Consider the following 24,073-nt stretch of genomic DNA (forward strand, 5'->3'; position numbering starts at 1 on the left):
CCCTACCCGTGGATGTCCTGCAGGGCGCGCACCTGCATCTCCTGGGCCTGAAGGGCGGCGATGCCCTCAACTGCGGCACGGGCACCGGCCAGGGTGGTGACGGTCGTGACGGCGTAGTCGATGGCCGCGCGGCGCAGGTACTTGTCGTCGTGGGCGGCCTGACGACCGACCGGGGTGTTGATCACCAACTGGATCTCACCGGAGCGAATCGCATCCTCGATATTCGGGCGGCCCTCGTGCACCTTCAGGACGGTCTCAACCTTGAGGCCGGCCTCCGCCAGCGCGCGGGCGGTGCCTTCGGTGGCCACCAAACGGAAGCCCATCTGATCAAGGCGCTGGGCGACGGGCAGCAGGGCTGACTTGTCGCGGTCATGGGTGGAGAGGAAGACCGTGCCGCTGGTGGGCAGGGCCTCACTGGCACCCAACTCCGCCTTGGCGTAGGCCAGGCCGAAGCTGGTGGCCGTGCCCATCACCTCACCGGTGCTGCGCATCTCCGGACCCAGGATCGAGTCGGCACCGGGGAAGCGCTTGAAGGGCAGAACCGCCTCCTTGACCGCCTGCAGGGGCGGCTTGGGCTCGCTGGTCAGACCGATCTGATCGAGGGTCTTGCCCGACATGATCCGGCTGGCGATCTTCGCCAGGGGCGCACCGGTGGCCTTGGCCACGAAGGGCACGGTGCGGGAGGCCCGGGGGTTGGCCTCGATGATGTAGACGAGTCCGTCCTTGATGGCGAACTGCAGGTTGATCAGGCCGTTGACCTGAAGGGCCAGGGCCAGGGCTTCAGACCACTGGCGAATCGTGGCTAGGGCCTCCTGCTCCAGGCTGACTGAGGGCAGCGCGCAGGCCGAGTCACCGGAGTGCACGCCGGCCGGTTCGATGTGCTCCATCAGGCCGCCGATGACGACCTTGCCGGTGGCATCACAGAGGGCATCGACATCGACCTCGGTGGCGTTCTCGAGGTACTGGTCAATCAGCACCGGGTGATCCGGCTCGACATTCACCGCCTCGTTCATATAGCGGTTCAGCTCGTCCTCGCCGTAGACCACCTCCATCGCCCGGCCGCCCAGGACGTAACTGGGGCGCACCACCACGGGATAACCAACGCGCTCGGCCACCACGCGGGCCTCCGCTTCGCTGCGGGCCAGGCCATTGCGGGGCTGACGGATGTCCAGGCGACGCAGGATCGCTTCGAACTGCTCGCGGTCTTCCGCCGTGTCGATCGATTCGGGCGAGGTGCCCCAGATGCGGGTACCCGTGGCCTGACCGGCGGGGGACTGCAGCCAGTTCAGCAGGGGAATCGCCAGCTTGAGGGGGGTCTGGCCGCCGAACTGAACGATCACCCCCTCAGGCTTCTCGGCCTCGATCACGTTGAGCACGTCCTCAAAGGTGAGGGGCTCGAAGTAGAGGCGATCGGAGGTGTCGTAGTCGGTGGAGACCGTCTCGGGGTTGGAGTTCACCATCACCGTTGCGAACCCCTCCTCCTGCAGCGCAAAGGAGGCGTGGACGCAGCAGTAATCGAACTCGATGCCCTGGCCGATCCGGTTGGGGCCACCGCCCAGGATCATCACCTTGCGCCTGGACTCCGGCTGAACCTCGGACTCCGGAGCGATCAACTCCAGGCTGCCGTCGGCGAGCAGACGCTCCATCGGCCGCTCATAGGTTGCGTAGTGATAGGGCGTGCTGGAGGCGAACTCCGCGGCACAGGTGTCCACGGTTTTGAACACCGCATTGACGCCCAGGTTCTGGCGATGGGCGCGCACCTCCAGTTCCTTGCTGCCGGTGGCCCAGGCGATCTGACGATCGGAGAAGCCCAGCTGCTTGAGCTCCAGCAGGGCGGCGGCATCCAGGGCGGTCAGGTTCTGGCCCTTGAGCAGACGCTGCTCGCTCTCGATGATCCGGCGCAGCTTCGCCAGGAACCAAGGATCGATGGCGGAGATCCGATGGATGTCGGCATCGCTGTAGCCGTTCACCATCGCCGTGCGAACCGCAAAGATCCGATCGGGTGCAGGGGTGCGCAGTTCCCGGTCGAGGTCCGAGCGCTCGGGGCTGGGGTCCGGGCGATCGCAACCCCAGCCGGCGTGTCCGGTCTCCAGGGAACGCAGGGCCTTTTGGAAGGACTCCTCAAAATTGCGGCCGATGGCCATGGCCTCGCCCACCGACTTCATTGCGGTGGTCAGCACGGCGGGGCTGCCGCGGAACTTCTCGAAGGCGAAGCGGGGGACCTTCGTCACCACGTAATCAATCGTGGGCTCGAAGCAGGCCGGGGTCTTGCCGGTGATGTCGTTGATGATCTCGTCGAGGGTGTATCCGACGGCCAGACGCGCAGCGATCTTGGCGATCGGGAAACCCGTGGCTTTCGAGGCCAGGGCCGAACTCCGCGAGACGCGCGGATTCATCTCGATCACGATCACGTCGCCATTGGCGGGATTGATCGCGAACTGAATGTTGCTGCCGCCGGTGTCCACACCGATCTCGCGGATGATCGCGATCGACTGATCCCGCAAGCGCTGGTACTCGCGGTCCGTCAGGGTCTGGGCCGGGGCCACGGTGATCGAGTCACCGGTGTGCACCCCCATCGGATCGAGGTTCTCGATCGAGCAGACGATCACCACGTTGTCGGCGGTGTCGCGCATCACCTCCAGCTCGAATTCCTTCCAACCGAGCAGGGACTGCTCAATCAGGATCTGATTCACCGGGCTGGCGTCCAGGCCGCTCAGGCAGATCGCCCGGAACTCCTCGGGGTTGTAAGCGATGCCGCCGCCGCTGCCCCCCAGGGTGAAGGCCGGGCGAATGATCCGCGGATAGCTGCCGATCTGATCCCCGACAGCCTCGGCCTCCTCCAAGGTCGTCGCGATGCCGGAGGGGCAGACACCCACCCCAATGCGACCCATGGCCCTTTTGAAGAGGTCCCGGTCTTCCGCCTTTTCAATCGCCTCGAGGTTGGCGCCGATCAGCTCCACCCCGTACTTCTCCAGGGTGCCGTCCTTGGAGAGGGCCACCGCCAGGTTCAGGGCGGTCTGTCCGCCCATGGTCGGCAGCAGGGCGTCCGGACGCTCCAGCTCGATCACCCGGCGCACCACATCAGGGGTGAGAGGTTCGATATAAGTGCGATCCGCCATGTCCGGATCGGTCATGATCGAGGCGGGGTTGCTGTTCACCAGCACCACCTCAAAACCCTCGGCCCGCAAGGCTTTACACGCCTGGGTTCCCGAGTAATCAAATTCGCAGGCTTGCCCGATCACAATCGGGCCTGACCCCAGCAGCAGGATGCGACGCAGATCCGTGCGACGGGGCATAGCAGGGGGCCGGCAGCCAAACCCATCCAGCCTCTCACGTGGCTGAAACCCCTTGCTGTTAAGCCAGACCCAGCCAACGATCCCGTCGTGGCTAGTGTTGTCTTCAACACGGCCGAAGCGTCCTCATGAGCGAACTCCAGCGCCTGAAGGGGCTGCTGCCTCCCGAGATGCAGAGCTGGGTGTTTGTGGAAGCCGCGGCCTCAGCAGACCCGCCGCTGATCACCATCGAGGAGATCGGCCGCGATGAGGTGGAGGTTCAGCTGGATCTCCAGAAGTGGGATGCCCTGGCGATCGACCACCGCAACCTGCTCTTCTGGCATGAGGTCGGCCGCATCCAGAACGACTCCGTCCCCCGGGACGGCTGGGAGATGGCGGCCCTGGCCATCGGCCTGGGTGGCGCCATCGGTGAACTCTGGGTTCAGGACGGCCTGCTGCTGCTGATGGCCATGGGCCTATCCGGCTTTGCCGGCTACCGCCTCTATCTCAAGAACAACTCCGAGAAGCGTCTGCAGGACGCCATCGCCGCCGATGAGCGGGCGATTGATCTGGCCTGCCGCTTCGGCTACACCCTGCCCAACGCCTACAAGAGCCTCGGCGGGGCCCTCAAGGAGCTGGTGGAGCAGACCCGCAAGAAGAAAAAGCGCAGCTTCTACGAGGACCGCCTGGAGGCGCTGCGCAAGAGTGCAGGGAAAGCCCGGGCTGAGATGGCCCAGCAACAGGGCTCCCGACACTCCGTGAGCAGCGAGAACGTTTATGGCTGAGGCCCAAGCCGCCAAGCCCAGTCCCGACCCCAACCGACCCCGGCTCGACCTCGACGACAGCAAAGCCCTGGCGCTGCTGGCCGCCGATGCCTGTGACGACCGCAAAGCCACCGACATCGTTCTGATTCGGGTGGAGGAGATCTCCTCGATCGCCGACTGGTTCGTGATTGCCAGTGGCTTCACCGATGTCCAGGTGCGCGCCATGGGCCGCTCCGTTGAGGACAAGCTCGAGGAGCACACCGGCCGCCTGCCCCTGCGCAAGGAAGGGCAGAACGAGGGGCGCTGGGTGCTGCTGGATTACGGCGAGGTGATCGTGCACTGCCTCACCCCGGATGAGCGCAGCTACTACGACCTGGAGTCCTTCTGGGGCCACGGTGAGGTGGAGAGCTTCGTAGGCTCGGCCGAGGCTCCACCGGCCTGAGCCGGACACGCAATGGCTGCTAGCGATCCTTCGCCGGGGCTCAGCAACAGCACGCCCTGTCCGGTCCCGCCAGAGCAGCGCCCGCTGGAGCAATACAAGGAACTGCAGGACTCCCTGTTTTTTGCCTGGGCCCAGCAGAACATCGCCCAGCCCTTGATCCAGAGCTGGCTGATTGCGATGCCGCTGACGCTCTACCTGGCGACCGGCAGCTTTGCCCTACGCCACGACCCCGCAGCCCTCACCGCCGCCGGAGCCGCCGGCGCCTGCGTCGTGCCGCTGCTGATGCTGACGCGCCAGTGGCTGGGCTGGAGAACCGTGCTGCGGCGCCTGACCTCCACCCAGGTGGAGTACGAAGAATCCGGTTGGTACGACGGGCAGGTCTGGGAAAAGCCACTCGCCTGGAGACAGCAGGATCTGCTGGTGGCCACCCACGAAGTCAAGCCAGTCCTGCGCAAGATCCAACTCGCCCTGGCCGCGACCGGCGGACTGCTCTTGCTCTCGACGGGACTCTGTCAGGCTCTCTGACATGACCTTCTCCAGCAGCTTCGGTAGCCGTCCTGGGGTGCCCCCCCTGGAGGTGCGCCTCACCCGCAACGGGATCGGCGAATCGCTGCACCGCGTCCATGCCGTGGTCTGTGACCAACGCGGCCGGATCCTGATGCGCGCTGGTGATCCGCAGCAGCTGAGCTTCATCCGCTCCGCGCTCAAGCCCTTCCAGGCCCAGATCTTCGTCAGCAGTGGAGCGGCCGATCTGGGGCAACACGACGACCGCGCCCTCGCCATTGCCTGCGCCTCCCACGCCGGGGAAGCGGGCCAGGCCCGCGAGGCCTTCAAGATCCTCTGGAAGGCCGACCTCGAAAGCGAGCAGCTGCAGTGCCCCACCCCCGCCGGCAAGCAGAGCCCGCTGGAGCACAACTGCTCGGGCAAGCACGCCGCCTTTCTCGCCACCTGCCGCAAGATGCACTGGCCGCTGGAGACCTACCTCCAGATCGAGCACCCGCTGCAGCAGCAGGTCCTCAAGCGCGTCGCCGAACTGCTGGGGATGCCCGCCGCGGAACTGATCACGGCCCGCGATGACTGCGGCGCACCGACCCTGCAACTGCAGCTGGCTCAGATGGCACTGCTCTTTGCCCATCTCGGAGCCGGACAGAACCCCGAACTCGAGCGCCTCTGCCGCTCGATGCTCGCCCACCCCGACCTGGTGGCCGGCGAGGGTCGCTTTGACACCGCCGTGATGCGCAGCAGCCACGGCCAGGTGCTGAGCAAGGGGGGCGCCGAGGGGATCCAATGCCTCAGCCGAGTCGGCGAAGGGTTGGGATTGGCGATCAAGGTGGAGGACGGAGCCCGCCGCGCCAAGCAGGCCGTCGCCCTGCACCTGATGGAGCAGCTCGAGTGGCTCACGCCGATGACCCTCGAAGAACTCAGCACTCAGTTCCTGGTGCCCAACACCGCGGTCAAGCTCGAGGTCAGCGGCGAACTGCGCTTCGACAACGGCAACTAGAGCGCATCGCGCTCGAACTGGGCCGCCGCGGCCTCGGTGGCCTCAACGCTGAAGAGCGCCTGGGCGATCGCTGGGCTGATGGTGAAGGTGTTCAGGCCCTCGGCCGCCAGGCGCGGCAGATCTGAGGCGCTGCGCAGGCTGGCCACCAGCAGACGCAGGGTCGAACCCAAGGCATCGATGCAGCGCTGCATCGCGATCAGCTCCCCATGGCCATCGCGGCCCAGGTCACTGATGCGCCCGAGGTAGGGGGCGATGTAGTCCACCCCAAGGGCTGCCGCCAGCAGCACCTGCTGGGGTTCGTAGCAGGCGGTGAAGGTGATCCGGCAGCCCTGCTGCTGCAGCTCCCGGGCGGCCTCCAGGCCAGGGCGGGTGATGGGCAGCTTCACCCAGATGCGATCGGGCGCGATCGCCGCCAGGGCAGCTCCGCAGCCCACCAGATCCGCCCCCCAGGCCTGCAGATGCAACTCCTGCACACCCATCGCCAGGGCCCGCTCGCTCAAGGCCCGGAGGTTCTCCAAGGTGCAGGGCTGGCCCGCACGTTTCAGCAGCGTCGGGTTGGTCGTCACCCCGCCAAAGAGCCCCGTGGGCAGCCACTGCTCCCAGGCGCTGGGGTCGGCCGAGTCCAGCAGCAGATGCAGTGCCATAGGAGTCAGGGGCTGAGTCCATCCTGGCTCCATTGCCGGAGGGATCCGCTGTGCTGTAAGGTTTCTGGGTCGCCGCGGGGTAGAGCAGTCTGGTAGCTCGTCGGGCTCATAACCCGAAGGTCGGTGGTTCAAATCCGCCCCCCGCCACCAACTCCAAAAGCCCCGGCCTTCTCTGAAGTGCCGGGGCTTTTTTGATGGCTGAAACCCTGATGGCTGCTAGCAACCCTGACGCAATCGTCGTCGGCTCCGGGGCCACCGGTGGGGTGGCAGCCATGGCCCTCGCCCAGGCGGGCCTGCGGGTTCTGGTGCTGGAGGCCGGCCCGGAGCTCAGTGCCAAGCGGGCCTTTGGCAGCGAGCCCCTCAACAGCCTCAAACGCCTGGCCAACATCAGCAGCGGCCGGCAGCGGATCGCCGCGAATCACCCGGGCTACTGGAAGGCCAACCCGGAGCTGTTCGTCGATGAGCAGCGCAACCCCTACTCCACCCCCGACGATCGCCCCTTCCTCTGGACCCGGGGGAGACAAGTGGGTGGCAAAAGCCTCACCTGGGGAGGCATCACCCTGCGGCTCTCCGACTACGAGCTCAAGGGAGCAAGCCGGGATGGCCATGGCCAGGACTGGCCGATCGCCCATGACGACCTGGCCCCCTGGTACAGCCAGCTCGAGACGCTGCTGGCCGTGAAGGGCCAGCGGGATGGCCTACCGCAGCTGCCCGATGGGGAGTTCCAGGAGCCAATGCCCCTGACCCCCGCCGAGGAGCACCTGGGCCGCTCGATTCGCCGGGATCTGGAGCTGCCCTTGATCCACTCCCGCGGCTTCGAGCTCAGCAAGAGCGCCCAGACTCCCTGGCCCCGTTCCTGCTCCCAGGGCGGCGCCCTGGCCATTGCCCTGGCCAGCGGCCGGGTGGAGCTGCGCAGCAACAGCGTGGTCAGCCACGTGCTGATCGACCGCGCCAGCGGCCGCGCCGAGGGCGTCGAGGCCATTGATCGCCAGAGCGGCGAGCACTTCTGCGCCAAGGCCCCCCTGGTGGTGCTCTGCGCCAGCACGATTGAGAGCCTCAGGCTGCTGCTGCACTCCCAGCAGCAGAGCGGCCTGGAGGACGTCAGCGGCAGGCTCGGGCAGGGGCTGATGGACCACATCTCCCGCAGCTGCTTCTTCTCGATCCCCGATCAACCGGCCGCGGGGAGCAGCGAACTTTCCGGCGCGGGCAGCTGCTTCATTCCGAACACCCTGGAATCACGGGACTTCAAACGGGGCTATGGCCTCTGGTGCGGCATCCAACGCTTTGATCCGCCCCAACTGCTGCAGCGCGAGCGCGGCAGTGCCGTGGGCTTCCTGATCGGCCATGGCGAGGTCCTCAGCCAAAGCCACAACCAGGTCAGCCTGCACCCCGAGCGCAGGGATGCCTGGGGGATTCCCATCGCCCATATCGACTGCCGCTGGGACGCGAATGAAGAGGCGATGGTGGCCCACATGGGGCAGCGCATGGAGGCGGTCGTGAACGCCGCCGGCGGCCAGATCAAACCGCTCGCCGACCTCTTTGTGATGCCCCTGATCGAGCCGCTTGTTCAAGGCAGCCTGGCCCTCTCGCCTGGGGCTGCCCCACCGGGCTACTACATCCATGAACTCGGGGGAGCGCCCATGGCGGAACGCGAGGAGCTGGGCGTTCTCAACCGCTGGAACCAGCTCTGGCGCACCCCCAACCTGCTGGTGACCGACGGCAGCTGCTGGCCCAGCGCCGGCTGGCAGAGCCCCACCCTCACAGAAATGGCCCTCACCTGGAGGGCCTGTGACCACGCTGCGGCAGCGCTGAAGCGCGGGGAACTCTGAGGCGGGACTCAGGAGTCAGCTGCGCTGACGAACAGACCGTTGAGGTAGTGCTGGGTGACGGACTGGTCGCTGCAGCCGTTCTGGAACAGAAAACCAGCCAGGGCTGAGGTGATCACCCGGTACTGATCCCAATCGGGTCGATTGCTCAAGAAGGACTTCATCCCATCAAAGAGGGCCTCCGGCACCTCGGCCTCAAGGCTGATGCGAGGTGCCCCCTGGGGCTGATCGATCTCCGGCTCCGACTGCTCCAGACAGCGGTTCAGATGCGCCCGCTCAGGGTCCTCACCAAACAAGGGGTGATCGGAAACCTCTCGCTCTTGCAGGCCTTCAACACCCTGGTGGTTCAAGCGGCTGGGCTCCAACAATTCACTCCTGCGACGCCAACCAGCAAGCCACAAAGCGACGGCCCCCGTCAAAGCGTGTTGCATCCACGACACCGTGGGAGAGACAGGCTGAGACAGCAGTCTCTGACTGGGGTCTCGAACTGGTTCCCAGACCGCTCAGCGCGTCGCCTAGCCATGGGCATCCCCCTGTCAAGCGACCTGCGGACGAAAGCGCGCATTCCCCAGGAATGCCCTTACCGCGCGCAAGCAGGTCGCGCAAGTTGTGGAAAAGATCAATCTCCCCTGGGGAAAAGCTCAGCCCCCTGGGGAAAGCCGGAAAAGATAAGCAGGGCTTATGCAGACCAGTCTCGTGGGACGCGCCTGGATTCGAGACGGTTGAGCGGGCTTATTCCGAGGGGTTTTCTTCCGATTTGGGACGCGGTTTGTAAAGCGTCTTCGGGCCGAGGGGGTGCTCGGCGTGGGGATAGGGGGTGTGGGTATGCCCGTGATCGTGCGCGTGATCGTGGCTGTGGTCGTGGCTGTGACCGTGCTCGTGGGAATGGTCGTGGTCGTGATGGTGGTGGTGGCCCAGGGGAATCGGGATGCCATCGGGCTGACAGGCACCGGTGCACTCGAGCTCGCAGAGGGTGCAGCCCTCGATCAGCCCCTCGACGTGATGGTGGTGGCTCTGCTGGGGAGCCCCGACCTCGGTCTCAAAGCCCAGGACCTGAGCCCGGTACTTGCAGAGCGAGCAGTTCATCTGGGTCTCGCCGCGCACGACCTCCTCAACCCGCTCCTTAAAGGTGTCGATCACCAGGGGGTGATCCCCTAAGTAGGAGGCATCGACGAACTCCACCTCGGGATGGTCGGCGGCCACCAGCTGGGTGTGCTGGCGGATGCGACTGACCAGAACCCCAGAGAAGAGGAAATAGGGGAAGACGATCACCCGCTTGAAGCCCAGGCGCACCACATGGCGCAGGCCGGGCTCCACCAGGGGGAAGGTCACACCGGAATAGACGGTCTCGCCCCAGCCGAAGCCAAACCCCTCGACGAGCATCCGCGTCACCTTGGAGACGTTGGAGTTGGCATCGGGGTCGGAGGAGCCCCGGCCCACCACCACCAGCAGGGTCTCGGCCAGGGGCACCTCGGCCTGGGCGTTCGCCCGATCGAGGGCTTCGCGGATCCGGGCGCCGGCGGCCTGGATCATCTTGAGGTCGACCCCCAGCTCGCGGCCGTAATCAATGCGCAGGCCGGTCTCGGCGGCGTAACTATTGAGAACCGAGGGGATGTCGTTTTTGGCGTGGCCCGCGGCAAAGAGCATCCCGGGCACCGCCAGAACCCGCTTGACCCCCTGGGAGCGCAGGCTGTCGAGGCCGTCCCGCAGGATCGGGCGGGCAAATTCCAGATAGCCGTATTCGACCGGTACATCCGGCAGCTGGCGGCGCAGTCCCTGGGCCAACTGGGCGAATTCGGTGACGGCCTGTTTGTTGCGACTGCCGTGGCCGCAGATCATGACCCCGATCGGACCGCCGTCGACCGCCTGAAGATCCAGTTGCTGCGAGGGGTCTGTCATGGGAAGGCCTGCCTGCCTTGACCCTATCGGCCTAGGGTGACCCAAAGCCAAGCGTCAAAGCGTGCAGACGAGCGAGAACCACCGGTCCGGCGAGCTGAAGGAACTGGGCTGGAGCCCCGAAGACTGCCGTAAATACGAAGAGCTCTGGGAATACCGCCACCGCTGGGGCGCCATCAACCTGGAGCGCGAGGACCGGATCTTCCTGCGCAAGGCTGAGGCAGCCCTGCCCAAGATCGTCACCGGCAAGGCCGAGAAGAAAAAGCTCCAGGACAAGTCCTACTACCGCTGGCTCGCCTTCTACCGCGATGCCATGGCCAGCAGCGATAGCGCCGCTGGTCTGGGTGAGAGCGAAGTGGCCGCCTGGCCAATCCTGCTGCAGGAGGAACTGCGGGCGATCGACTACTACCAGCCCGTGCTGGGTCTGCCCGACACCCTCAAGGCCAAGGGACTAATCGCCGTGCGCGAGCAGCTCGCCAGCAAGGCGGCCGCCGCCGGCCGAGTCGCCCAGTTCGGTTTCGTCGATGTGCTCGAGGAACTCAAGCGCAACGAGAAGACCAGCTGGAAACCCCTACGCGGGGATGGCAACAGCGAGACCAGCTATCCGGTCCTGCCGGCCGATGCCGCTGAGGCCTTCCGCCAGGAAGCCCGCTCCACCTTGACCGCAGCGATCCGGGAGCTCTTCCCTTCCCTGAAGGACAGCGACAAGGAACCCCCGGCTGCCGACTGGCAGCCCTGAGCGGGCGCCCCACGCTCCAGACAGCAAAAAGCCCCCGGTGCAGTGCACCGGGGGCTTTCGTTTGTCGATGACGACGGGATCAGCCGAGGCCGATCTGGGTCAGGATGCCCTGGCCGGTCAGCAGTTCGGTGCCCAGGCCGATCACGAAGCCCATCATGGCCAGGCGGCCATTCCAGGTCTCAGCGAAAGCGACGAAGCCGAAACGGGTGTTGGAGTCAGCCATTGGAAGGCGTCGTTACGAAACGTGTAGGAACTGTAAAGCCTTGTGAAGCGACCTGGGGGTATTGGGGGCGACGGTTTCCCGTGCTTTTCAAGCGGCACTCCCTGGCCTCAGGACTTGTCCTTGCGGAGCTCAATGCCCTCGACCCAGTGGCGGTAGACCGTCTGACGGGTGCCATCCATCTCCTGGAAGCGCAGCCAGGCATTCCAGACCCCCGCCAAGGCGGCGCTCTTCCACGGCAACTGCCGGGCCGCCGGAAGACTTTTCAGCGGCTGGGGCACCAACAAGGTGAGGTTGGGCTGGAGCACGTTCCAGGACGCCCCCTGCTGCGCCGTCACCAAAACCGCATCCAGCCGGCCCTCCTGCAGCGCCTTCAGCAATGCATCGGTCCCCTGGGAGCTGATGAATTTGGCCTGGGGCAACCAGCCGGCAACGAGGCGCAGCAGGAATGGGGCTTCAAACCCCAGGCCCACCCGCAGACCTTGGACCTCCACCAGATCACTCCACTGGCGCTTGCTGCTCAGGGCTGAGCCCTTGATCAGCAGGGCAACGCCGTAGGTCAGGTGCGCATCAGTGAAGCGAGTGCGGGCCGCCTGCATCGGCGCCATGACGTCACTGGAGAGCTTGAGGTCGCAGTAGCCCCGCTCCAGGGCCTGCAGCCCATCAGGGCGGGGGTCGTTCGCGTTGCCGATCCGGTCGATCAGGACATAACTGGGCTTGAGGCCCATCTGCTTGGCAAAGAGCATCCCCATCTCCACATCGGCTCCCACCAGCTCGCCATCGGCATTGCGATAGGCCATCGGATAGTCCTGCTCATGGACGCAGTAGCGAATCGCCCGGGCCCGGCGAATCGCCTGCCAATCCCCCGGCTGATCCACGGGCGACCAGCCCTGCACCACAGGGGCGCGGCCCTTGGCCAGGGCAAAGTCCTGGTGCATCAACTGGTCGCGGGCGCTATTGACCGGCTTGGGCAGCAGCTGGAAGCCCACACGGCTCAAGAGAACAAATCCCGGGAAGACCGCCAGGGCAGTGGCCGCCGGCACCAGGCGCCTGAAGCGCTTGGGAAACCCCTCAAGCGACACCCAGGTGCCGATGATCACCAGGGCGATGACGCTCATGCAGGCCAGCAGGGTGCCCAGACGCGCCACCGCCAGTTGATCAATGGCGATGTAGAGCTGCACCAGATCGCTCGGCAGGCCCATGCGATCCAGCAGAAAGGTCATCGCCAAAATCCCCTCAAGGAAGGCACTGGCCAGACCCGTCAGCAGGAAGCCCGGCATCTCCTGCAGGCTGATGGAGTTTCCCGTCAGCCAACCGGCAAAGGGCACAAAGGCGAGGGAGAGCAGGCGCCCCATGTCCGGAAAGACCAGGGCCAGCGGCGCCAGCACCTCAACGGGAAGGTCCACCTGATCCTTGAGCTCCTGCTCGCTCACCCCTGGAGCCAGGTGCGCCGCACGGGCCTCGTAGAGGAGCTTTTTGGAGAGCTCCACCAAGATCGGCAGCACCACGAGCATGTTCGCGGTGGCAAAGGCGATGGTCAGTGGGGTGCGGAAGCTGCGCAGCAACTGGCGCACCGGAATCGGCGTCACCCCGGCAATCACCAGGGGCAAAAACAAGCCAGCCAGCAGCAGCGCGATCCCGCCCTGCAGCACGACATAGACCGCCAGTCGCGGCAGCTGGGAGCTCTCGATCGAGGCGCTGGCTGTCGCCAGGATCGCGAACACCCCAAGCGGGGTGAAACGGGCCACAAAGGCGGAGATGCCGAGTAGGGCCTCGGCGATCCGGTCAAAGACGTCGATCAGCGGTTGCCGTTTTGGAACGGCGATCAGGGCAATGCCAAGCGCCAGGGAGAACAGCACCACCGCCGGGATCTGGGTCTCCGCGAAGGCCGCAAAGGGGTTCACCGGAATGAAGAGCTCGGTGAGGTCCAGGGGCTTGGGGGCCTGCAGCAGGCTCGGCTTGAAGAACGAGGCGTCATGCCAGCTGGGGAAGCCCAAGGGCACCAGCAACACCGCCAGCAGCACCACCAGCCAAAAGCCGATCAGCACCAGGGCCGAGCGGCCCAGCAACCGGCTGGCCTGAGCGAACTGCAGGCGCCCCACCCCGGCGATCAAGGACACGCTCAAAAAGGGCAGGACCGGCATCTGAAACAGCCGAATGAAGCCATCCCCAAGGCCACTCAACGGCGCCAGGGCCGAGGCGGGCAGCAGCCGGCCCACCAGGATCCCGGCCACCAGGCCCTCCAGGATCTGAATGGCCAGGTTCTGGCGCAGAAACAGCCGCACCGGAGCAAGCCAGGTGGCCCCTCGATCGATTCTCACCACACCCAAGTCCTGCCCTGCCTGCAGGATGCGCAGAGGCCGCGAGATCGCCAACCGCAGCCTCGCAACTGTTTAAAGAGCTGGTCTCTGGCTAGTTGGTGGATGTGGAACAGTCACCAACTAGGGAACGGCGAACGTCCTTCGTCGTGTTGCTGCTCGGTGCGGGCACGCTGATCGGCTTGCACGCCACGAACCTCCTGCCCTGGCTGCTGGAGGGACGTGTTCTCTCCCTGCTGCTGGGTCTAGCTGGGCTTGGAGGGGTCATCCTGCTGCTCGCGCTGCAGGTGATCTAAGGAGCCGGCTTGGACTGACTGCCCAGGGCTAAACCAGCCAGCACGCTCAGACCATGGTTGACCGCGGCATCAATCCGGCCATTGGGACGTCTGCAGGGCTCCAGGGGAACCGAGCGATGCAGTTGCACCCAGGTCAGGGCGGTGCAATTGAGCAGATCAAAGGCCAGAGCGAAGCCCTGGAAGCTCAAGATCCCAGCGGAGATCCAGACGACTAAACGGCGTGAGTCCATCGGTGTTCCGTGACTGAACACCGGAGGGTTCCGGGGCCCTGCTGATTCAGGTACTTCGGCTCATCGCTCCTGGCCACCGAGTTGAGCCATGACTGTTGTGTGCCTTGGCAAGCACAGGGAGAACAAAGCCGGACTGGTGACCGGCTTTTTTCATGGCGCCTCCCCGGAGAGTGGCAGTCAGAGCTCCGCACACAGGCGACTTGCCTCCGGCTGCTCGGGCGGGATAGTTCTGTTGTGTGAGGAGTGAGGAACTCCAATCCGGAGTCGAAACGAGGACAGACGCCCGGATCGTTCCTGACCCCTAGCCCTGCCTTCGGCGGGGCTTTTTTCTTGCCTACGGCTCGGCATAGACGCCCCAGGCGGGGCGCGTCTTGAGCCAACCCTGGGCCATCAAGCCTTCCCAGAGGACCCGGGCATCGGCGCGACGCAGGTGATAGCGCTCCTTGAGGAGCGGCAGGTGGTCAGGCATGGCCTTACCCGTGTCCACAAACACCCAGGTCTCACGGCCCCAGGTGCGCTGATCCTTGTGAAAGCGAACCTGCCAACCGGCCCTGGGATCCCGCAGCCAAGCCTCCTCCATCAATCCACCACAAGCAGAGTACAGGTGTACTACAGCAGGATGGGTTTTGCAAGGGACCAGCCGCAGGGATCAGCGGCTCACCACTCGCCAACAGGTCGCCTGATCGGCTTGGGCATCAGGCAATTGCGCTTCGTGGTGCTGGGTCGCTCATTGCGCCGGAGCACCTCCTCGGCGTTCCACAGGCCTTCGACGGATTGGCAGTGCCCCTGCGGGTCGCAGACCCTGAAGAAGTTCCCCCCCAACGAATCCAGGGTTGAACCCTTCGCCGTGTGCGCGATGCGTGATTCCGGCATCCGGAGCTGGCAGCTATCCCCGCCCTAACTCCCCCTGGGCGACAGAACAAGGGCAAACCAAGGGCGCTGACCGGCTCCACTGGCCAGCCGTGAGGCCACCACCGCGTTTGCGGCGGACCTTATGAAAAACAAACGATCAGTTGCCGCCGTTGCAGTAGCGGACGGCCTGGGCGTTGGTTTTGCCCTCGGCCACCACCTCTTCCACACATCCGTTGAAAAGCTTGCTCTGTTGCTTCAGCGCGCAGACGCCAACGGCGATCGAGGCCAGGGCGATAGCGGAGACGACCGTGGCCGAGATCTGAGCCACGCCGTAGACGAGCATCGCCTTCTTTTTGCCGCCGCAGTTCTGCTGGCTGTCGTTCGCTTCGCTCATCGCTCGGGTGTGACTGGCGCAACCCTATGGATCCGAAATCTGCTGGCGCGAGGCGGCCAGGACGAGATAACCGCCCAGGCGACATCCGCTCTCACTTCAGCTGAAACGGCCGAACCAACCTCGCCTTGAGACGCTGCAGAACTGTCGCTCCAGCCACCGTCTGGGCATCCAGACAGCTCGAGCAGAGCACCTGACCTTTGACGCTGCGGTAGTGCTGGGTGGAGCGCTCGATAAAGGTCCCGCAACGGCGGCAGGGAAAGATCGGACTCATGACGCTGCGCTCGATAGGACCATGCTGCAGGGCTGGGAGGGATCGCGTCTGCAACATCGATAGCCATGGGAGCCGGAACCCTTTGGGGTCCTTGCACCCCCTCGCCATGGAGATCAGCGCCGCCGGATTGGACCTGCTCAGACGCCTTGAGGGCTGCCGGCTCGAGGCCTACCCGGATCCCGGCAGCGGCGCAGAGCCCTGGACCATTGGCTACGGCCACACCGGAGCCGAGGTCCGGCCTGGTCTGGTCATCAGCCAGGCGCAGGCCGAACGCTGGCTGCTGGACGATCTACAGGACCGCGGGCGGGCCCTGAAGACGCTGCTGGCGGGCGTGCCCCTGAACCAGGGGCAATTTGATGCGCTGCTGAGCTTCTGCTTCAACGTCGGAGCTGGAGCCCTGGGGCGCTCGACCCTGCGCAGACGACTGCTGGCCGGGGAGCCCGCAGGGCGGGTGATCCGCGAGGAACTGCCCCGCTGGATTCATCCCCTGCCAGGCTTGATCCAGCGCCGCGCCGCCGAGATCCGACACGCTGAACGCCACAGCGCCACTGCCCTGGCGGTGCCCTACTGCTGCCAGAACAACAGCGCCACGGCGCACGGCCCGCGGATGTGCTTCAGCTCCAGCTGCGCCATGGCGGTGGAGTTTCTGCGGCCGGGCTGCTTCAGCGGTAGCGGCCAGATCGACGACCAGTACCTCGCGATCGTCCAGCGCTATGGCGAAAGCACGGAGGCCTCTGCCCAACTGCTGGCGATCGAGGCCTGCGGGCTGGCGGCCCGCTTCCGCCAGGACGGAACCATTCAGGACCTCATTGACCAGCTGGAACGCGGTATCCCGGCACCGGTGGGTTGGCTGCACCTCGGGCCAGTGGAGCAACCCACGGGCGTGGGCCACTGGAGTGTGGTCGTGGGCTGGGAGCCCAGCAGCCGCACCTTCTTGATGCACGACCCCAACGGCGAGGCGGATCTCGTGGGCGGCGGCTACGTCAGCACCGCCCTCGGCAGCGGCCGGGCGCAGCGCTACTCCGAGCGCAACTGGGGCCGGCGTTGGATGGTCGAGGGTCCCGGCAGCGGCTGGTGGATGGAATTCAGCCAGCCATGAACTGCGACTTCTGCCTGCAGAGCGGGGAGCTGCACTACCGGATCCGCACGCAGGCCAGTGGCAGCTGGCGCTTCGCCTGTCCGGCCTGTTGGCAACGCCAGAGCCAAGAGCCCGGCTATCAGTACGGCGGCACCCGCAAGGCCAACCGACGCGAGCGGGACAAACGCAAACGGCGCTAGCTGCGGTAGGCGTCGATGAAGCTCGCACGCACGGATGCGATCAACGTCTCAGGCAGCTCCAGTCCCGCCCCCTGGAGGTACTGATCCAGTGCTGGCCCGAGCTGATCCTGCAAGGCCAGGCACTGGGCCGCCGAAAGGGCTAAGGCTTGTTGATAGAGCTCTTTGTTCGTCTTGCCGAGATGGAACAAACGACAACCCTCATCGATGACCGCCGTCAGTTGCGGATCCCTGAGGCACTGGCTCTCGCTGCCGGCATAGGGAAGGCTGCGGTTGCGGATGACAGAACGAACCAGAGCAAAGGAGCGATGGGCCAATTCCGGGCCGACTCGATCCTCCGCTTCGCGGCGCTCCTTGATCTGGATCAAGGCATTGACCAACTCGGCAGCTTTGAAGAGCGCCAGACAGTGGCGTTGCTTTGGAGAGAGGGCCTCGAGTTGAACGAGATAGTCCGCGACGGCCGCCAGAAAAGCCTCGTCTTTGTCAGCCAGGGCTGGGCAGGACCGCCAACGCTCCATCGCCCCTGCCACCGCTCATGCTGACCGTAGCCAGAGGGTGCCGCGATGACCGTTGAACGCCTGCAGATCCCAACACAACGCCCCTTTCAGTGCATCGCTCTCACCGAAGCCCTGGAGCGCTTCATCGCCAAGCAAGGGGAGAAGGACGGAACGGTGCTGATCAGCGGGCAGCACACCACAACGGCCGTGATCATCAACGAGATGGAGGAGCGTCTGATCTGGGACCTCGAGGCCTGGCTTGCTGAGATCGCCCCTGCCCAGCGCCCCTGGAAACACAACGACCTCGAGCTTCGGCCCAACATCCCTGCCGATGAACCCCGCAATGCCCACGCCCACCTGCAGGCGCTGCTGCTCGGCAACCAGGTGATGGTGGCCGTCCAAGACGGGACGCCGGTGCTGGGGACTTATCAAGACGTGATCCTGGTGGAGCTGGACGGGCCGCGTCAGCGAACGGTCGCCCTGCAGTGGATTGCCTAGGGTCTGCGCCCAACGACATCCAGCCATGCCCAGCCGCGAACAGATCCTGGCCGCCTCCGCCGGCTGGGTGGCGGTGCTCTTGAACGTGGTGCCGGGCCTGGGGGCGGGCTACCTCTACCAACGGCGCTGGAAGGCCTACTGGATCACCTCGGCCCTGGCCACCGCTTGGTTTGTCGCCGGAGCGGTGCTCGGCCAGGACGCCGAACCCGCCGCCGAAGCCCAGAACCAGCTGGTGGGGCTGATCGGCCTGCTGCTGCTGGCCGGCGGCACTGCCACCGAAGCCGGTCTGGCGGTCAAGAAGGTGCGCGCCGGGCTGGAGTAGGTCCTCAGGTCTGCAGGGGGGCGAGCTCGCAGCGGCCCTCCTTGTCGACGGGCCGCACGGGCCGATCCGAGACCATCCGCAGCTGGGACGTCAGGCTCTTGAGGTTGAAGGTCTCATCGCTGCCCACCGGGGGATCCACGGCCTGCCAGCTGGAGGCGTCACCCTCACGGCTGAACTCACCCACCCGCGTCTCAATCCGCAGCTCATCACCCCGCAGGGAAGAGGCGGTCTGCACCGAGAAGCGCAGCTCGGGCGTCGGCCGGTAGGCGTTCAGGGGCTCAATGAATGCATAGAGGCGGCCGCTGCGCGCATCAAAGACGACCTCCTGGCGGCCGGGTCCACTGCAGACCAGGCGCTTCAAGGAGGGAGAGGGCGTGCACCCCCAGACCAGAAGCAAGGCCAAAGGAAGCAAGCCGCTCAGACGTTGCATCAGCCCTAGCCGAAGGTGCTGCCGTTCCAGCCCCAGCTGCTGGCTTTGACATCCTCGAAGGCCACATAGATGCGATTGGCCGGGATACCCGTTCGCGCTTCGATCAGATCGCAGAAGGCCGCGGTCATCGCCGGGGGCTTGAGGGCACCAATCGACTTGATCTCGACGTAGGCGCAGGGATCACTACTGCCGGCGAAGGTCATCGGCACCGCCGTCTCCAGCAGGGTCATCACGTAGGACTCCGGCTTGCCGGTCTGCTGGGCCAGAGCCGCCGAGAGTTCCTTCAGCAACCCAGCGGCATCGGCCAGCTCAGGCAACGAGGTACGCACGTTGATCAGGGGCATCGCAGCTCAGGGCACTGCCTCAAATCTGCCACGACGATTTGGTGTGGCACCAACGCCAGCTCTCGACGTTGATCAGTAACCCCAGCACCAACATCACTGCCATCAGCAGCACCTGATCGGAGCGCGAATCAGGGATCAGGATGTCAACGACGAAATGGGCAGTGTTGGTCAGGGTGTAGACGACACTCAGACCGAACTGAAACCAGCGCCAGCGCCGCCAGCCCGGGGCACTGGAGGCGTAGCTGCTCAGGACATAGGCCCCAAGCGGAACGAGGAAGTAGAGCAGCATCGCCCAGAACACCAGGGGCAGACGTTCGGTGGCGACATGGCTCTCGATCTCAGGGGAGAGGCCATGGAAAAGCGGCATCAATCCCAGATCGGTGTGAAACAGCAGGCACAGAAACCAGGCTGTCCAGAGGCTCCGCACGCGCTGGGCGTGATCGATGCTCAGCGGCCTACGGGGTACAGGGGCCATCGGTCTTCACCTCCACCTGATCGCCGAGTTGCACCGAGGCAAGCATCGCCTTGAGGGTGGGTTCAGAGACGTTCAGGCAGCCGCCGGTGACCTGCTCGCCGATGCGCTGTTCGTTGTTGCTGCCGTGGATAGCGAAGCTGTACCAGCGGAATTTGCCGTCGTAGGTGTTGAAGGCAAAGGGCTGCTTGACGCTGTCGATCGGCTCCAGGCTGATGTAGCCGATTCCGTATTCACCGACCTCACCATCGCCCTTGAAGTCGATGGCGTTCATGTTCTTGAAGAGCGTCTCCTTGAGCTCCGCCTTGCTCTTGCCGGACTGGGCGATCAGTTTGGGATCCATCTCAAAGCGGTCCTTGCTGAGGATCGCGTTGACCTTGAAGGAACCCAGGGGGGTGTAGCCCTCCTCGAAACGGGTCTTGGCACAGGTCACCCCAAGCCGGCCAAAGCCCACTTGAAAAGTGGTGCGCTCATCGCCGCGCACCATCACCCCTTGGCTCTTGGCGGGGATGTTCTGATCCAGCTCAATCGTGATCGGAGCCGTGATGGCCGGCGCGCCACTGGCCGTGGTCTTGGGAGAGCTGCCGCCGCAACCGCTCAGGGCCAGAGCCAGGCTGATCCCGGCCAGCGAGAGGAGACGTCGCATCCAAGACCAACCGCACTCACTCCATGTTGGCGAGGACGCCTGGATTTGCATGCAGCAACCCTGGACGGCCGGGGCCGCTGGATTCACCATGAGGGCAGGCACCCTGAACCGATGGACGACGCACTGCTGGCCCTCGTGGAAGATCTGGGATCGGGGAACGTGCTTGATGCCGAGACCCTCGAGGGCTGCACGGTCGAGCCCCATGAGCTCGATGAGATGGATGAGGACCAGGCGGCGATCGTCGCGGCCCATGTCTTTGAGCAGCTCTTTGACCACGACGTCTCCCAACAGCGCGGGGAGTCGGCCGATCCCGAGGAAGGGGTCTGGAGCGGCACGGTCGATTCCTTCAAGTTCACGATCGAGCGCGATGACGCCGGTGATCTGGTGCTGAACTTCAGCAGCGGGGACTAGGGCGATGGCACAGGCGACCTGGGCAGTGAAGCTGATCGATAAGGGCCGCACCCTGCAGGTTCAAGTGCAGGCCCACACCCAAGCCGAAGCACGGACCATCGCTGAACACCAGTACCCGGGCTACAAGGCCATGAGTGCCCAGCGGGCCTAGATCAGGAGGCTTCACGATGAACACTCCCGCCCCCGACTGGATGCCGGATGCCGCGAAAGGCACCTACCCGGGCTGGGTGCAGCGCAAGGCGGTGACGTTGTCCAAGCGAGACCAGAAACGCGGTGGCGTGGGCAACGTGCAGCAGTACCGCCTGGCGATCCACGAGGCGGTGCTGGCCTCAGAAGGCCGCGACCACTGGACCGGCGAATGGCTCGCCTGGGAGCTGATCGGCACCTACGACAACCGCGATGCGGCCACGGGCAAAGGTGAGAGCAAGAAGCGCTACGCGATGCTCCCCACCCTTGATCAACCCTCCAAGCAACCGGAACCCAACTTCGTGATCTGCGCCTGGCGCACCAATGACGCCAAGCACGACATGACGCCGCAGGAGCTGCTGGAGTTCTGCACTGCTGTGATCAAGCACAGCCCGAACTGGGGTGGCTCAGGCACAGCTGACGAGTAATCAATGCTTTCGCCAATAAAAAACCGCCGGTACTCCTACCGGCGGCGCTACATCCCGTACCCATGACCTGCGTTCCACAAGTTCTGGCTACGGACGCACGCTAGAGACCAGGAACAACACGTCCATCGGCCTTAGCAGTTCGTAGGACGCTATTGCGGTGAGGCAATCGCGAGCTTGCGCTTGAGGTCTTCGTTTTCATCCTCCAAAGCCTGAATCCGGGCCTTGAGCTGATCAACCTCTGAGGCTTTCTCGCTCAGGGTTGTGATCTTGGCGTGATAGGTCGAGGGGATTTCCTGAATCCAAGAATCAAGATCGCTGCGTTGCATGGTTCAACGTTCTTGCTGACCGCAAGCTAGGGCGGCTGCATGCCGATCACCAGGGGGCAGGCTCAGACCAACTGATGCCGGCTGCTCACCAGTTCACCGGTGCACTCCACCGGCAGAAGCTTGGAGCGTCCCTTGCCGTACCAAAGCTCCACTAAGGCCGCGCTCTTGATTCCGGGATTGGCCCCAGCCAGCAGCCAGAGCTCGTCATGCAGCACCTGGGTCTGATCCGGCATTCCCACGTACCAAGGGGCCTCCGGATCCGCTGAGAGCTCCTCATGGAGCAGCAGCAGAGCCTCCAGAACGTCAGCAGCCAGTTCAGGCGTCATGCCTCCATCCAGGCACAGCGCCGGGGCCTAAAGCAAGCCGCAGAAGGACCTAGCGCACGGGAACGCCCTCACTGGGATTGAGCGCGCGCTGCAGCGCAGCCGGATGGCAGTGGGGATGGCGCATCACCTCCTCACGCCAGCTCCAGATGGCCTGCTGCACCGCAGGGCGATCGTGTTGGGAAGCAGGACGTGGGGACGCAGGCATGAGCGGTTGTCGGGGATGGTCTATTCAGGGTTGGCAGCGCAACAGCAGCGAACTGTCCGCTTTAAACACCTCTTGAAAAACAGGTAGAAGTGCGCACCGAGAAAGAGCGCAACTGCCGACGACTTTCCCCATCCGTAGCAACGACAACCGGATTCTGTGAACGGGGTTCAGATTGAACAAACCCAAAGGTCCATCGGGGGAGACAGTCAACGCACAACCACCACCTCACCCCCCTGCCATGGAAATCCTTGCCGTCATCGCCATCGTCGGTGCAGCCTTCGGCGGAGCCGCTGCCCTGACCAAGAAGTGAGCGACTGACGCTCCAGAGGAAACCGCAACCCCTGGGCTCGTTTGGGTCCAGGGGTTTTTGCTGGGCTATAGCAGGGAGAACCGGCCCAGGAGCCATGCGCCGCTCAGTCCTGCCGCTGTTGACCCTGATCGGGATCGCCGCCCTGAGCCAGCAGCCTCCGGCCCGCGCCGACAACACGGTCGCCTACTGCCAGCTCAGCCGCCACGACCACACCATTGCCCTGGAGTCCGGTCCCTGCCAGTTCTCCCAACACCAGGGGAACGTCAACGTTCAGATGGGCAAGCGCTGGGCCTTTCACTTCCCGGCCGATCAACAAGGACAGAGCTATCAGCGCAGCAACAGCGAGCAGGGCCTGCGCTTTACCCGCGAGGGGGACTACACCTTGAGCGTCTTCTGGCGGCACTCCCTGCAGTGCGCCGGCAGGAGCGAACCAGTCTCGGTGGCCTACACACCAACAGGGGCAGATCTGGCCATCGGCGATCAACACATCGCTCTAACCGGCAGCGGCGCCCGCTACAGGGCGCCAGGCGTTGAACTCTGGGAGCATCAAGGCACGACCCGGATCGATTGGTTGGGCCAAGTGATCAGCTGTCGATAACGGCAAGGAGTGCAAGAAGTGCGGCATTCGGCCGCACTTCTGAGGCGTATCCCTGGCATCAACCATCGATTGAACAGATGGATTGTGTTGACTAGCAATAGATCCAATTGGCCTAGCCCAATGAAAGCTCTATCAAGGCGTGATTTGCTAAAACATCGCCTGAATGCCGCCGTAAAACACAGCAAGAGCTTGACCTTGCTCACCGATGAACTGTCGCTGTCCATTGAAGCCATCCACAATGAGCTGATGGGCATTCATGGCTGGAGTGACGAAGACGCCGCCCTGTCACTGGTCGACACGTTGCGTGGCATTGAACACAGCCTGATGGAAGCACTCGTCCTTGTGGATGGATCCGAGGGCTAGTTCAATTCTGAATCAACCCAGACAGGTTCCCCTGACTCGGAGGAACTTGTCCGTCTCTAGGACTTGGTTTTCAACGCTGCAGCAGGCGTGCTTGAGAGGTCACATGCACCACCCTCAGCAGAGCCTCGGCTCAATCAAAACCTAGGGCTGCATTGAAAACATCTGGCACGGTAATTAACAAGGCCGCCAGCACCGTTTCCTTTGCTGTATTGATCTGCGCATCCAGTTCTGAATCCGCAAGAGCTGCACGAATCAGGCGTGCCTCTTGATGGGTCAACCGCTCCTGCACCACATGCTCGATGGCCAGGGCCACCAGCAAACCAATCAGCTCATCGACCTGATCGCTTGAGACGCTCTCCATCAGCGCAACCGCTCCAACAGCGCCCGAGAGATCACCAGTGCGTCACGCATCAGCAATGGCACCATCGTCTCCAGTGCCGCATCCTCTGGCTCGGACTTCAGTACATCCCTCAATCGACTCAGGGCCTGCAGCATCACGCCGGCTCGAAACTCAGGCTTCTGCTCCAGCTCCAGCAGAAACCCTTGCAAGTCACCTTGATATCCACCCTGGCCGCAAAGACAATCCCAGGCAGAACCGTCCTGATCCAATAGGAAGCGCCCCGGCAAGGCCGCGACTGGCTCGTCCCGTCTCGTCAGCGGATGACTCCCGCCGAGGAACGAATCGGCTGCGTCATGGGCTCCATCTGCAGACAGGCTCTGGTCCAACTCCTCTCCATGGGACCTCGACCAGGTCAGCCGTGCTGGGGGCTC

At 64.6% G+C, this 24,073-nt stretch carries 35 protein-coding genes and 1 tRNA gene; 16 read left to right on the top strand and 20 right to left on the bottom strand.

What is annotated here, in order from left to right:
• Positions 1-2 precede the first annotated feature (2 nt).
• Positions 3-3,296 (bottom strand): carbamoyl-phosphate synthase large subunit, encoded by a 3,294-nt coding sequence (gene carB, locus QZ186_RS01190; RefSeq protein ID WP_296415250.1) that lies wholly within the window; start codon positions 3,294-3,296, stop codon positions 3-5.
• Positions 3,297-3,421: 125 nt separating this feature from the next.
• On the opposite strand from carB, the gene QZ186_RS01195 reads away from it, so the two are divergent.
• Genes QZ186_RS01195 through QZ186_RS01210 form a run of 4 tightly spaced genes read left to right on the top strand, consistent with a single transcriptional unit; the run spans position 3,422 to position 5,979 of the window.
• Positions 3,422-4,057, top strand: coding sequence for a DUF3318 domain-containing protein (locus tag QZ186_RS01195; protein WP_010317727.1), 636 nt, complete (start codon positions 3,422-3,424; stop codon positions 4,055-4,057).
• Complete coding sequence (rsfS, locus tag QZ186_RS01200; RefSeq protein ID WP_247478923.1) at positions 4,050-4,478, top strand: ribosome silencing factor; 429 nt, start codon at positions 4,050-4,052, stop codon at positions 4,476-4,478. The genes QZ186_RS01195 and rsfS overlap by 8 nt, the downstream gene beginning before the upstream one ends.
• Before the next feature lie 12 nt (positions 4,479-4,490).
• Positions 4,491-5,003, top strand: coding sequence for a CGLD27 family protein (locus QZ186_RS01205; protein WP_247478925.1), 513 nt, complete (start codon positions 4,491-4,493; stop codon positions 5,001-5,003).
• Between the two features lies 1 nt (position 5,004).
• Positions 5,005-5,979: an asparaginase gene (locus tag QZ186_RS01210; protein WP_010317723.1), complete on the top strand. Its 975-nt coding sequence runs from the start codon at positions 5,005-5,007 to the stop codon at positions 5,977-5,979.
• On the opposite strand, the gene QZ186_RS01215 is transcribed toward QZ186_RS01210, so the two are convergent.
• Positions 5,976-6,623 (bottom strand): transaldolase family protein, encoded by a 648-nt coding sequence (locus tag QZ186_RS01215; protein ID WP_029626377.1) that lies wholly within the window; start codon positions 6,621-6,623, stop codon positions 5,976-5,978. The two genes, QZ186_RS01210 and QZ186_RS01215, sit on opposite strands and share 4 nt — an antisense overlap.
• A 73-nt stretch (positions 6,624-6,696) precedes the next feature.
• On the opposite strand from QZ186_RS01215, the gene QZ186_RS01220 reads away from it, so the two are divergent.
• Both QZ186_RS01220 and QZ186_RS01225 read left to right on the top strand, forming a co-directional pair.
• Positions 6,697-6,773: transfer RNA gene (locus tag QZ186_RS01220), tRNA-Met, on the top strand.
• Between the two features lie 44 nt (positions 6,774-6,817).
• Positions 6,818-8,452, top strand: a complete 1,635-nt coding sequence (locus QZ186_RS01225; protein ID WP_296415255.1) for a GMC oxidoreductase — start codon at positions 6,818-6,820, stop codon at positions 8,450-8,452.
• A gap of 8 nt (positions 8,453-8,460) precedes the next feature.
• On the opposite strand, the gene QZ186_RS01230 is transcribed toward QZ186_RS01225, so the two are convergent.
• Positions 8,461-8,814, bottom strand: a complete 354-nt coding sequence (locus QZ186_RS01230; RefSeq protein ID WP_367268110.1) for a DUF2811 domain-containing protein — start codon at positions 8,812-8,814, stop codon at positions 8,461-8,463.
• Between the two features lie 367 nt (positions 8,815-9,181).
• On the bottom strand, positions 9,182-10,348 hold the full coding sequence (locus tag QZ186_RS01235) for a sirohydrochlorin chelatase (RefSeq protein WP_010317719.1): 1,167 nt from the start codon (positions 10,346-10,348) through the stop codon (positions 9,182-9,184).
• 61 nt (positions 10,349-10,409) lie between these two features.
• Between QZ186_RS01235 and QZ186_RS01240 the strand changes: the two genes are divergently transcribed.
• Positions 10,410-11,084 (top strand): hypothetical protein, encoded by a 675-nt coding sequence (locus tag QZ186_RS01240; protein WP_296415259.1) that lies wholly within the window; start codon positions 10,410-10,412, stop codon positions 11,082-11,084.
• Positions 11,085-11,163: 79 nt separating this feature from the next.
• Here QZ186_RS01240 and QZ186_RS01245 read toward each other — a convergent pair whose 3' ends face one another.
• From QZ186_RS01245 to QZ186_RS01270, 6 genes are all read right to left on the bottom strand, one after another.
• Positions 11,164-11,307, bottom strand: coding sequence for a chlorophyll a/b-binding protein (locus QZ186_RS01245; protein WP_010317717.1), 144 nt, complete (start codon positions 11,305-11,307; stop codon positions 11,164-11,166).
• A gap of 107 nt (positions 11,308-11,414) precedes the next feature.
• Positions 11,415-13,589 (bottom strand): cation:dicarboxylase symporter family transporter, encoded by a 2,175-nt coding sequence (locus QZ186_RS01250; RefSeq protein WP_296415263.1) that lies wholly within the window; start codon positions 13,587-13,589, stop codon positions 11,415-11,417.
• A 325-nt stretch (positions 13,590-13,914) separates the two neighbouring features.
• On the bottom strand, positions 13,915-14,148 hold the full coding sequence (locus QZ186_RS01255) for a hypothetical protein (protein WP_247478936.1): 234 nt from the start codon (positions 14,146-14,148) through the stop codon (positions 13,915-13,917).
• A 334-nt stretch (positions 14,149-14,482) separates the two neighbouring features.
• Complete coding sequence (locus tag QZ186_RS01260; protein ID WP_247478937.1) at positions 14,483-14,728, bottom strand: DUF1651 domain-containing protein; 246 nt, start codon at positions 14,726-14,728, stop codon at positions 14,483-14,485.
• Positions 14,729-15,157: 429 nt separating this feature from the next.
• Positions 15,158-15,394, bottom strand: coding sequence for a hypothetical protein (locus QZ186_RS01265; RefSeq protein WP_010317711.1), 237 nt, complete (start codon positions 15,392-15,394; stop codon positions 15,158-15,160).
• Positions 15,395-15,485: 91 nt separating this feature from the next.
• On the bottom strand, positions 15,486-15,665 hold the full coding sequence (locus QZ186_RS01270; protein WP_247478938.1) for a hypothetical protein: 180 nt from the start codon (positions 15,663-15,665) through the stop codon (positions 15,486-15,488).
• Positions 15,666-15,771: 106 nt separating this feature from the next.
• Between QZ186_RS01270 and QZ186_RS01275 the strand changes: the two genes are divergently transcribed.
• Both QZ186_RS01275 and QZ186_RS01280 read left to right on the top strand, forming a co-directional pair.
• Positions 15,772-16,764, top strand: a complete 993-nt coding sequence (locus QZ186_RS01275) for a lysozyme (protein ID WP_296415267.1) — start codon at positions 15,772-15,774, stop codon at positions 16,762-16,764.
• Positions 16,761-16,943, top strand: a complete 183-nt coding sequence (locus tag QZ186_RS01280; protein WP_010317708.1) for a hypothetical protein — start codon at positions 16,761-16,763, stop codon at positions 16,941-16,943. Before QZ186_RS01275 ends, QZ186_RS01280 begins: the two co-directional genes overlap by 4 nt.
• Here the strand turns inward: QZ186_RS01280 and QZ186_RS01285 are convergent.
• Positions 16,940-17,458 carry a hypothetical protein gene (locus QZ186_RS01285; RefSeq protein WP_296415269.1) on the bottom strand — a complete coding sequence of 173 codons (519 nt, stop codon included), beginning with the start codon at positions 17,456-17,458 and terminating at the stop codon, positions 16,940-16,942. The genes QZ186_RS01280 and QZ186_RS01285 overlap by 4 nt on opposite strands.
• A 45-nt stretch (positions 17,459-17,503) precedes the next feature.
• Here QZ186_RS01285 and QZ186_RS01290 point away from each other — a divergent pair, with 45 nt between their 5' ends.
• Positions 17,504-17,935, top strand: a complete 432-nt coding sequence (locus QZ186_RS01290; protein ID WP_296415271.1) for a secondary thiamine-phosphate synthase enzyme YjbQ — start codon at positions 17,504-17,506, stop codon at positions 17,933-17,935.
• Positions 17,936-17,960: 25 nt separating this feature from the next.
• Positions 17,961-18,257: a hypothetical protein gene (locus QZ186_RS01295; protein WP_010317705.1), complete on the top strand. Its 297-nt coding sequence runs from the start codon at positions 17,961-17,963 to the stop codon at positions 18,255-18,257.
• Between the two features lie 4 nt (positions 18,258-18,261).
• Here QZ186_RS01295 and QZ186_RS01300 read toward each other — a convergent pair whose 3' ends face one another.
• From QZ186_RS01300 to QZ186_RS01315, 4 genes are read right to left on the bottom strand one after another with little or no spacing between them, the layout of a single operon-like run.
• Positions 18,262-18,687 (bottom strand): hypothetical protein, encoded by a 426-nt coding sequence (locus tag QZ186_RS01300; protein WP_247478946.1) that lies wholly within the window; start codon positions 18,685-18,687, stop codon positions 18,262-18,264.
• A gap of 5 nt (positions 18,688-18,692) precedes the next feature.
• Positions 18,693-19,031: a phenylpyruvate tautomerase MIF-related protein gene (locus QZ186_RS01305; RefSeq protein ID WP_247478947.1), complete on the bottom strand. Its 339-nt coding sequence runs from the start codon at positions 19,029-19,031 to the stop codon at positions 18,693-18,695.
• A gap of 19 nt (positions 19,032-19,050) precedes the next feature.
• Positions 19,051-19,506 (bottom strand): hypothetical protein, encoded by a 456-nt coding sequence (locus tag QZ186_RS01310; protein WP_296415273.1) that lies wholly within the window; start codon positions 19,504-19,506, stop codon positions 19,051-19,053.
• Positions 19,487-20,149 carry a L,D-transpeptidase gene (locus QZ186_RS01315; RefSeq protein WP_296415275.1) on the bottom strand — a complete coding sequence of 221 codons (663 nt, stop codon included), beginning with the start codon at positions 20,147-20,149 and terminating at the stop codon, positions 19,487-19,489. Before QZ186_RS01315 ends, QZ186_RS01310 begins: the two co-directional genes overlap by 20 nt.
• A gap of 111 nt (positions 20,150-20,260) precedes the next feature.
• Here QZ186_RS01315 and QZ186_RS01320 point away from each other — a divergent pair, with 111 nt between their 5' ends.
• The 3 genes from QZ186_RS01320 to QZ186_RS01330 are packed head-to-tail and all read left to right on the top strand — an operon-like array spanning position 20,261 to position 21,174.
• Entirely contained in the window at positions 20,261-20,560 is a 300-nt protein-coding gene (locus QZ186_RS01320) for a hypothetical protein (RefSeq protein ID WP_029626373.1), read from the top strand.
• Between the two features lie 4 nt (positions 20,561-20,564).
• The gene (locus tag QZ186_RS01325) at positions 20,565-20,711 is read left to right on the top strand and encodes a hypothetical protein (protein ID WP_010317690.1); all 147 of its coding nucleotides are present in this window, start codon (positions 20,565-20,567) and stop codon (positions 20,709-20,711) included.
• A gap of 16 nt (positions 20,712-20,727) precedes the next feature.
• The gene (locus tag QZ186_RS01330) at positions 20,728-21,174 is read left to right on the top strand and encodes a hypothetical protein (protein ID WP_247478949.1); all 447 of its coding nucleotides are present in this window, start codon (positions 20,728-20,730) and stop codon (positions 21,172-21,174) included.
• 149 nt (positions 21,175-21,323) lie between these two features.
• Here the strand turns inward: QZ186_RS01330 and QZ186_RS01335 are convergent, their stop codons facing one another.
• From QZ186_RS01335 to QZ186_RS01345, 3 genes are all read right to left on the bottom strand, one after another.
• Complete coding sequence (locus tag QZ186_RS01335) at positions 21,324-21,500, bottom strand: hypothetical protein (RefSeq protein WP_010317686.1); 177 nt, start codon at positions 21,498-21,500, stop codon at positions 21,324-21,326.
• Between the two features lie 62 nt (positions 21,501-21,562).
• Positions 21,563-21,826, bottom strand: coding sequence for a hypothetical protein (locus tag QZ186_RS01340; protein WP_010317684.1), 264 nt, complete (start codon positions 21,824-21,826; stop codon positions 21,563-21,565).
• Between the two features lie 49 nt (positions 21,827-21,875).
• Entirely contained in the window at positions 21,876-22,031 is a 156-nt protein-coding gene (locus QZ186_RS01345) for a hypothetical protein (protein WP_296415281.1), read from the bottom strand.
• 404 nt (positions 22,032-22,435) lie between these two features.
• On the opposite strand from QZ186_RS01345, the gene QZ186_RS01350 reads away from it, so the two are divergent.
• Both QZ186_RS01350 and QZ186_RS01355 read left to right on the top strand, forming a co-directional pair.
• Positions 22,436-22,939 (top strand): MliC family protein, encoded by a 504-nt coding sequence (locus QZ186_RS01350; protein ID WP_296415283.1) that lies wholly within the window; start codon positions 22,436-22,438, stop codon positions 22,937-22,939.
• A 189-nt stretch (positions 22,940-23,128) separates the two neighbouring features.
• Entirely contained in the window at positions 23,129-23,302 is a 174-nt protein-coding gene (locus QZ186_RS01355; protein ID WP_010317678.1) for a hypothetical protein, read from the top strand.
• A 130-nt stretch (positions 23,303-23,432) separates the two neighbouring features.
• On the opposite strand, the gene QZ186_RS01360 is transcribed toward QZ186_RS01355, so the two are convergent.
• Both QZ186_RS01360 and QZ186_RS01365 read right to left on the bottom strand, forming a co-directional pair.
• The gene (locus QZ186_RS01360; protein WP_010317676.1) at positions 23,433-23,663 is read right to left on the bottom strand and encodes a hypothetical protein; all 231 of its coding nucleotides are present in this window, start codon (positions 23,661-23,663) and stop codon (positions 23,433-23,435) included.
• Entirely contained in the window at positions 23,663-23,851 is a 189-nt protein-coding gene (locus tag QZ186_RS01365; protein ID WP_247478956.1) for a hypothetical protein, read from the bottom strand. Before QZ186_RS01365 ends, QZ186_RS01360 begins: the two co-directional genes overlap by 1 nt.
• Positions 23,852-24,073 lie beyond the last annotated feature (222 nt).

Source organism: Vulcanococcus sp. DEBay_Sum29NL08_54 (assembly GCF_017859255.1).
Taxonomy (GTDB): Bacteria; Cyanobacteriota; Cyanobacteriia; order PCC-6307; family Cyanobiaceae; genus Vulcanococcus.

Excerpts from the sequence above, each read along its gene's own strand:
- QZ186_RS01360 (WP_010317676.1), bottom strand. The coding sequence starts at position 23,663 with ATGGAGAGCGTCTCAAGCGATCAGGTCGATGAGCTGATTGGTTTGCTG.
- QZ186_RS01225 (WP_296415255.1), top strand. The coding sequence starts at position 6,818 with ATGGCTGAAACCCTGATGGCTGCTAGCAACCCTGACGCAATCGTCGTC.
- QZ186_RS01310 (WP_296415273.1), bottom strand. The coding sequence starts at position 19,506 with ATGGCCCCTGTACCCCGTAGGCCGCTGAGCATCGATCACGCCCAGCGC.
- QZ186_RS01295 (WP_010317705.1), top strand. The coding sequence starts at position 17,961 with ATGCCCAGCCGCGAACAGATCCTGGCCGCCTCCGCCGGCTGGGTGGCG.
- QZ186_RS01325 (WP_010317690.1), top strand. The coding sequence starts at position 20,565 with ATGGCACAGGCGACCTGGGCAGTGAAGCTGATCGATAAGGGCCGCACC.
- QZ186_RS01215 (WP_029626377.1), bottom strand. The coding sequence starts at position 6,623 with ATGGCACTGCATCTGCTGCTGGACTCGGCCGACCCCAGCGCCTGGGAG.
- QZ186_RS01195 (WP_010317727.1), top strand. The coding sequence starts at position 3,422 with ATGAGCGAACTCCAGCGCCTGAAGGGGCTGCTGCCTCCCGAGATGCAG.
- QZ186_RS01205 (WP_247478925.1), top strand. The coding sequence starts at position 4,491 with ATGGCTGCTAGCGATCCTTCGCCGGGGCTCAGCAACAGCACGCCCTGT.
- QZ186_RS01305 (WP_247478947.1), bottom strand. The coding sequence starts at position 19,031 with ATGCCCCTGATCAACGTGCGTACCTCGTTGCCTGAGCTGGCCGATGCC.
- rsfS (WP_247478923.1), top strand. The coding sequence starts at position 4,050 with ATGGCTGAGGCCCAAGCCGCCAAGCCCAGTCCCGACCCCAACCGACCC.
- carB (WP_296415250.1), bottom strand. The coding sequence starts at position 3,296 with ATGCCCCGTCGCACGGATCTGCGTCGCATCCTGCTGCTGGGGTCAGGC.
- QZ186_RS01320 (WP_029626373.1), top strand. The coding sequence starts at position 20,261 with ATGGACGACGCACTGCTGGCCCTCGTGGAAGATCTGGGATCGGGGAAC.
- QZ186_RS01335 (WP_010317686.1), bottom strand. The coding sequence starts at position 21,500 with ATGCAACGCAGCGATCTTGATTCTTGGATTCAGGAAATCCCCTCGACC.
- QZ186_RS01340 (WP_010317684.1), bottom strand. The coding sequence starts at position 21,826 with ATGACGCCTGAACTGGCTGCTGACGTTCTGGAGGCTCTGCTGCTGCTC.
- QZ186_RS01330 (WP_247478949.1), top strand. The coding sequence starts at position 20,728 with ATGAACACTCCCGCCCCCGACTGGATGCCGGATGCCGCGAAAGGCACC.
- QZ186_RS01270 (WP_247478938.1), bottom strand. The coding sequence starts at position 15,665 with ATGAGTCCGATCTTTCCCTGCCGCCGTTGCGGGACCTTTATCGAGCGC.
- QZ186_RS01255 (WP_247478936.1), bottom strand. The coding sequence starts at position 14,148 with ATGGACTCACGCCGTTTAGTCGTCTGGATCTCCGCTGGGATCTTGAGC.
- QZ186_RS01285 (WP_296415269.1), bottom strand. The coding sequence starts at position 17,458 with ATGGAGCGTTGGCGGTCCTGCCCAGCCCTGGCTGACAAAGACGAGGCT.
- QZ186_RS01260 (WP_247478937.1), bottom strand. The coding sequence starts at position 14,728 with ATGGAGGAGGCTTGGCTGCGGGATCCCAGGGCCGGTTGGCAGGTTCGC.
- QZ186_RS01265 (WP_010317711.1), bottom strand. The coding sequence starts at position 15,394 with ATGAGCGAAGCGAACGACAGCCAGCAGAACTGCGGCGGCAAAAAGAAG.
- QZ186_RS01345 (WP_296415281.1), bottom strand. The coding sequence starts at position 22,031 with ATGCCTGCGTCCCCACGTCCTGCTTCCCAACACGATCGCCCTGCGGTG.
- QZ186_RS01315 (WP_296415275.1), bottom strand. The coding sequence starts at position 20,149 with ATGCGACGTCTCCTCTCGCTGGCCGGGATCAGCCTGGCTCTGGCCCTG.
- QZ186_RS01210 (WP_010317723.1), top strand. The coding sequence starts at position 5,005 with ATGACCTTCTCCAGCAGCTTCGGTAGCCGTCCTGGGGTGCCCCCCCTG.
- QZ186_RS01275 (WP_296415267.1), top strand. The coding sequence starts at position 15,772 with ATGGAGATCAGCGCCGCCGGATTGGACCTGCTCAGACGCCTTGAGGGC.
- QZ186_RS01280 (WP_010317708.1), top strand. The coding sequence starts at position 16,761 with ATGAACTGCGACTTCTGCCTGCAGAGCGGGGAGCTGCACTACCGGATC.
- QZ186_RS01235 (WP_010317719.1), bottom strand. The coding sequence starts at position 10,348 with ATGACAGACCCCTCGCAGCAACTGGATCTTCAGGCGGTCGACGGCGGT.
- QZ186_RS01290 (WP_296415271.1), top strand. The coding sequence starts at position 17,504 with ATGACCGTTGAACGCCTGCAGATCCCAACACAACGCCCCTTTCAGTGC.
- QZ186_RS01350 (WP_296415283.1), top strand. The coding sequence starts at position 22,436 with ATGCGCCGCTCAGTCCTGCCGCTGTTGACCCTGATCGGGATCGCCGCC.
- QZ186_RS01300 (WP_247478946.1), bottom strand. The coding sequence starts at position 18,687 with ATGCAACGTCTGAGCGGCTTGCTTCCTTTGGCCTTGCTTCTGGTCTGG.
- QZ186_RS01245 (WP_010317717.1), bottom strand. The coding sequence starts at position 11,307 with ATGGCTGACTCCAACACCCGTTTCGGCTTCGTCGCTTTCGCTGAGACC.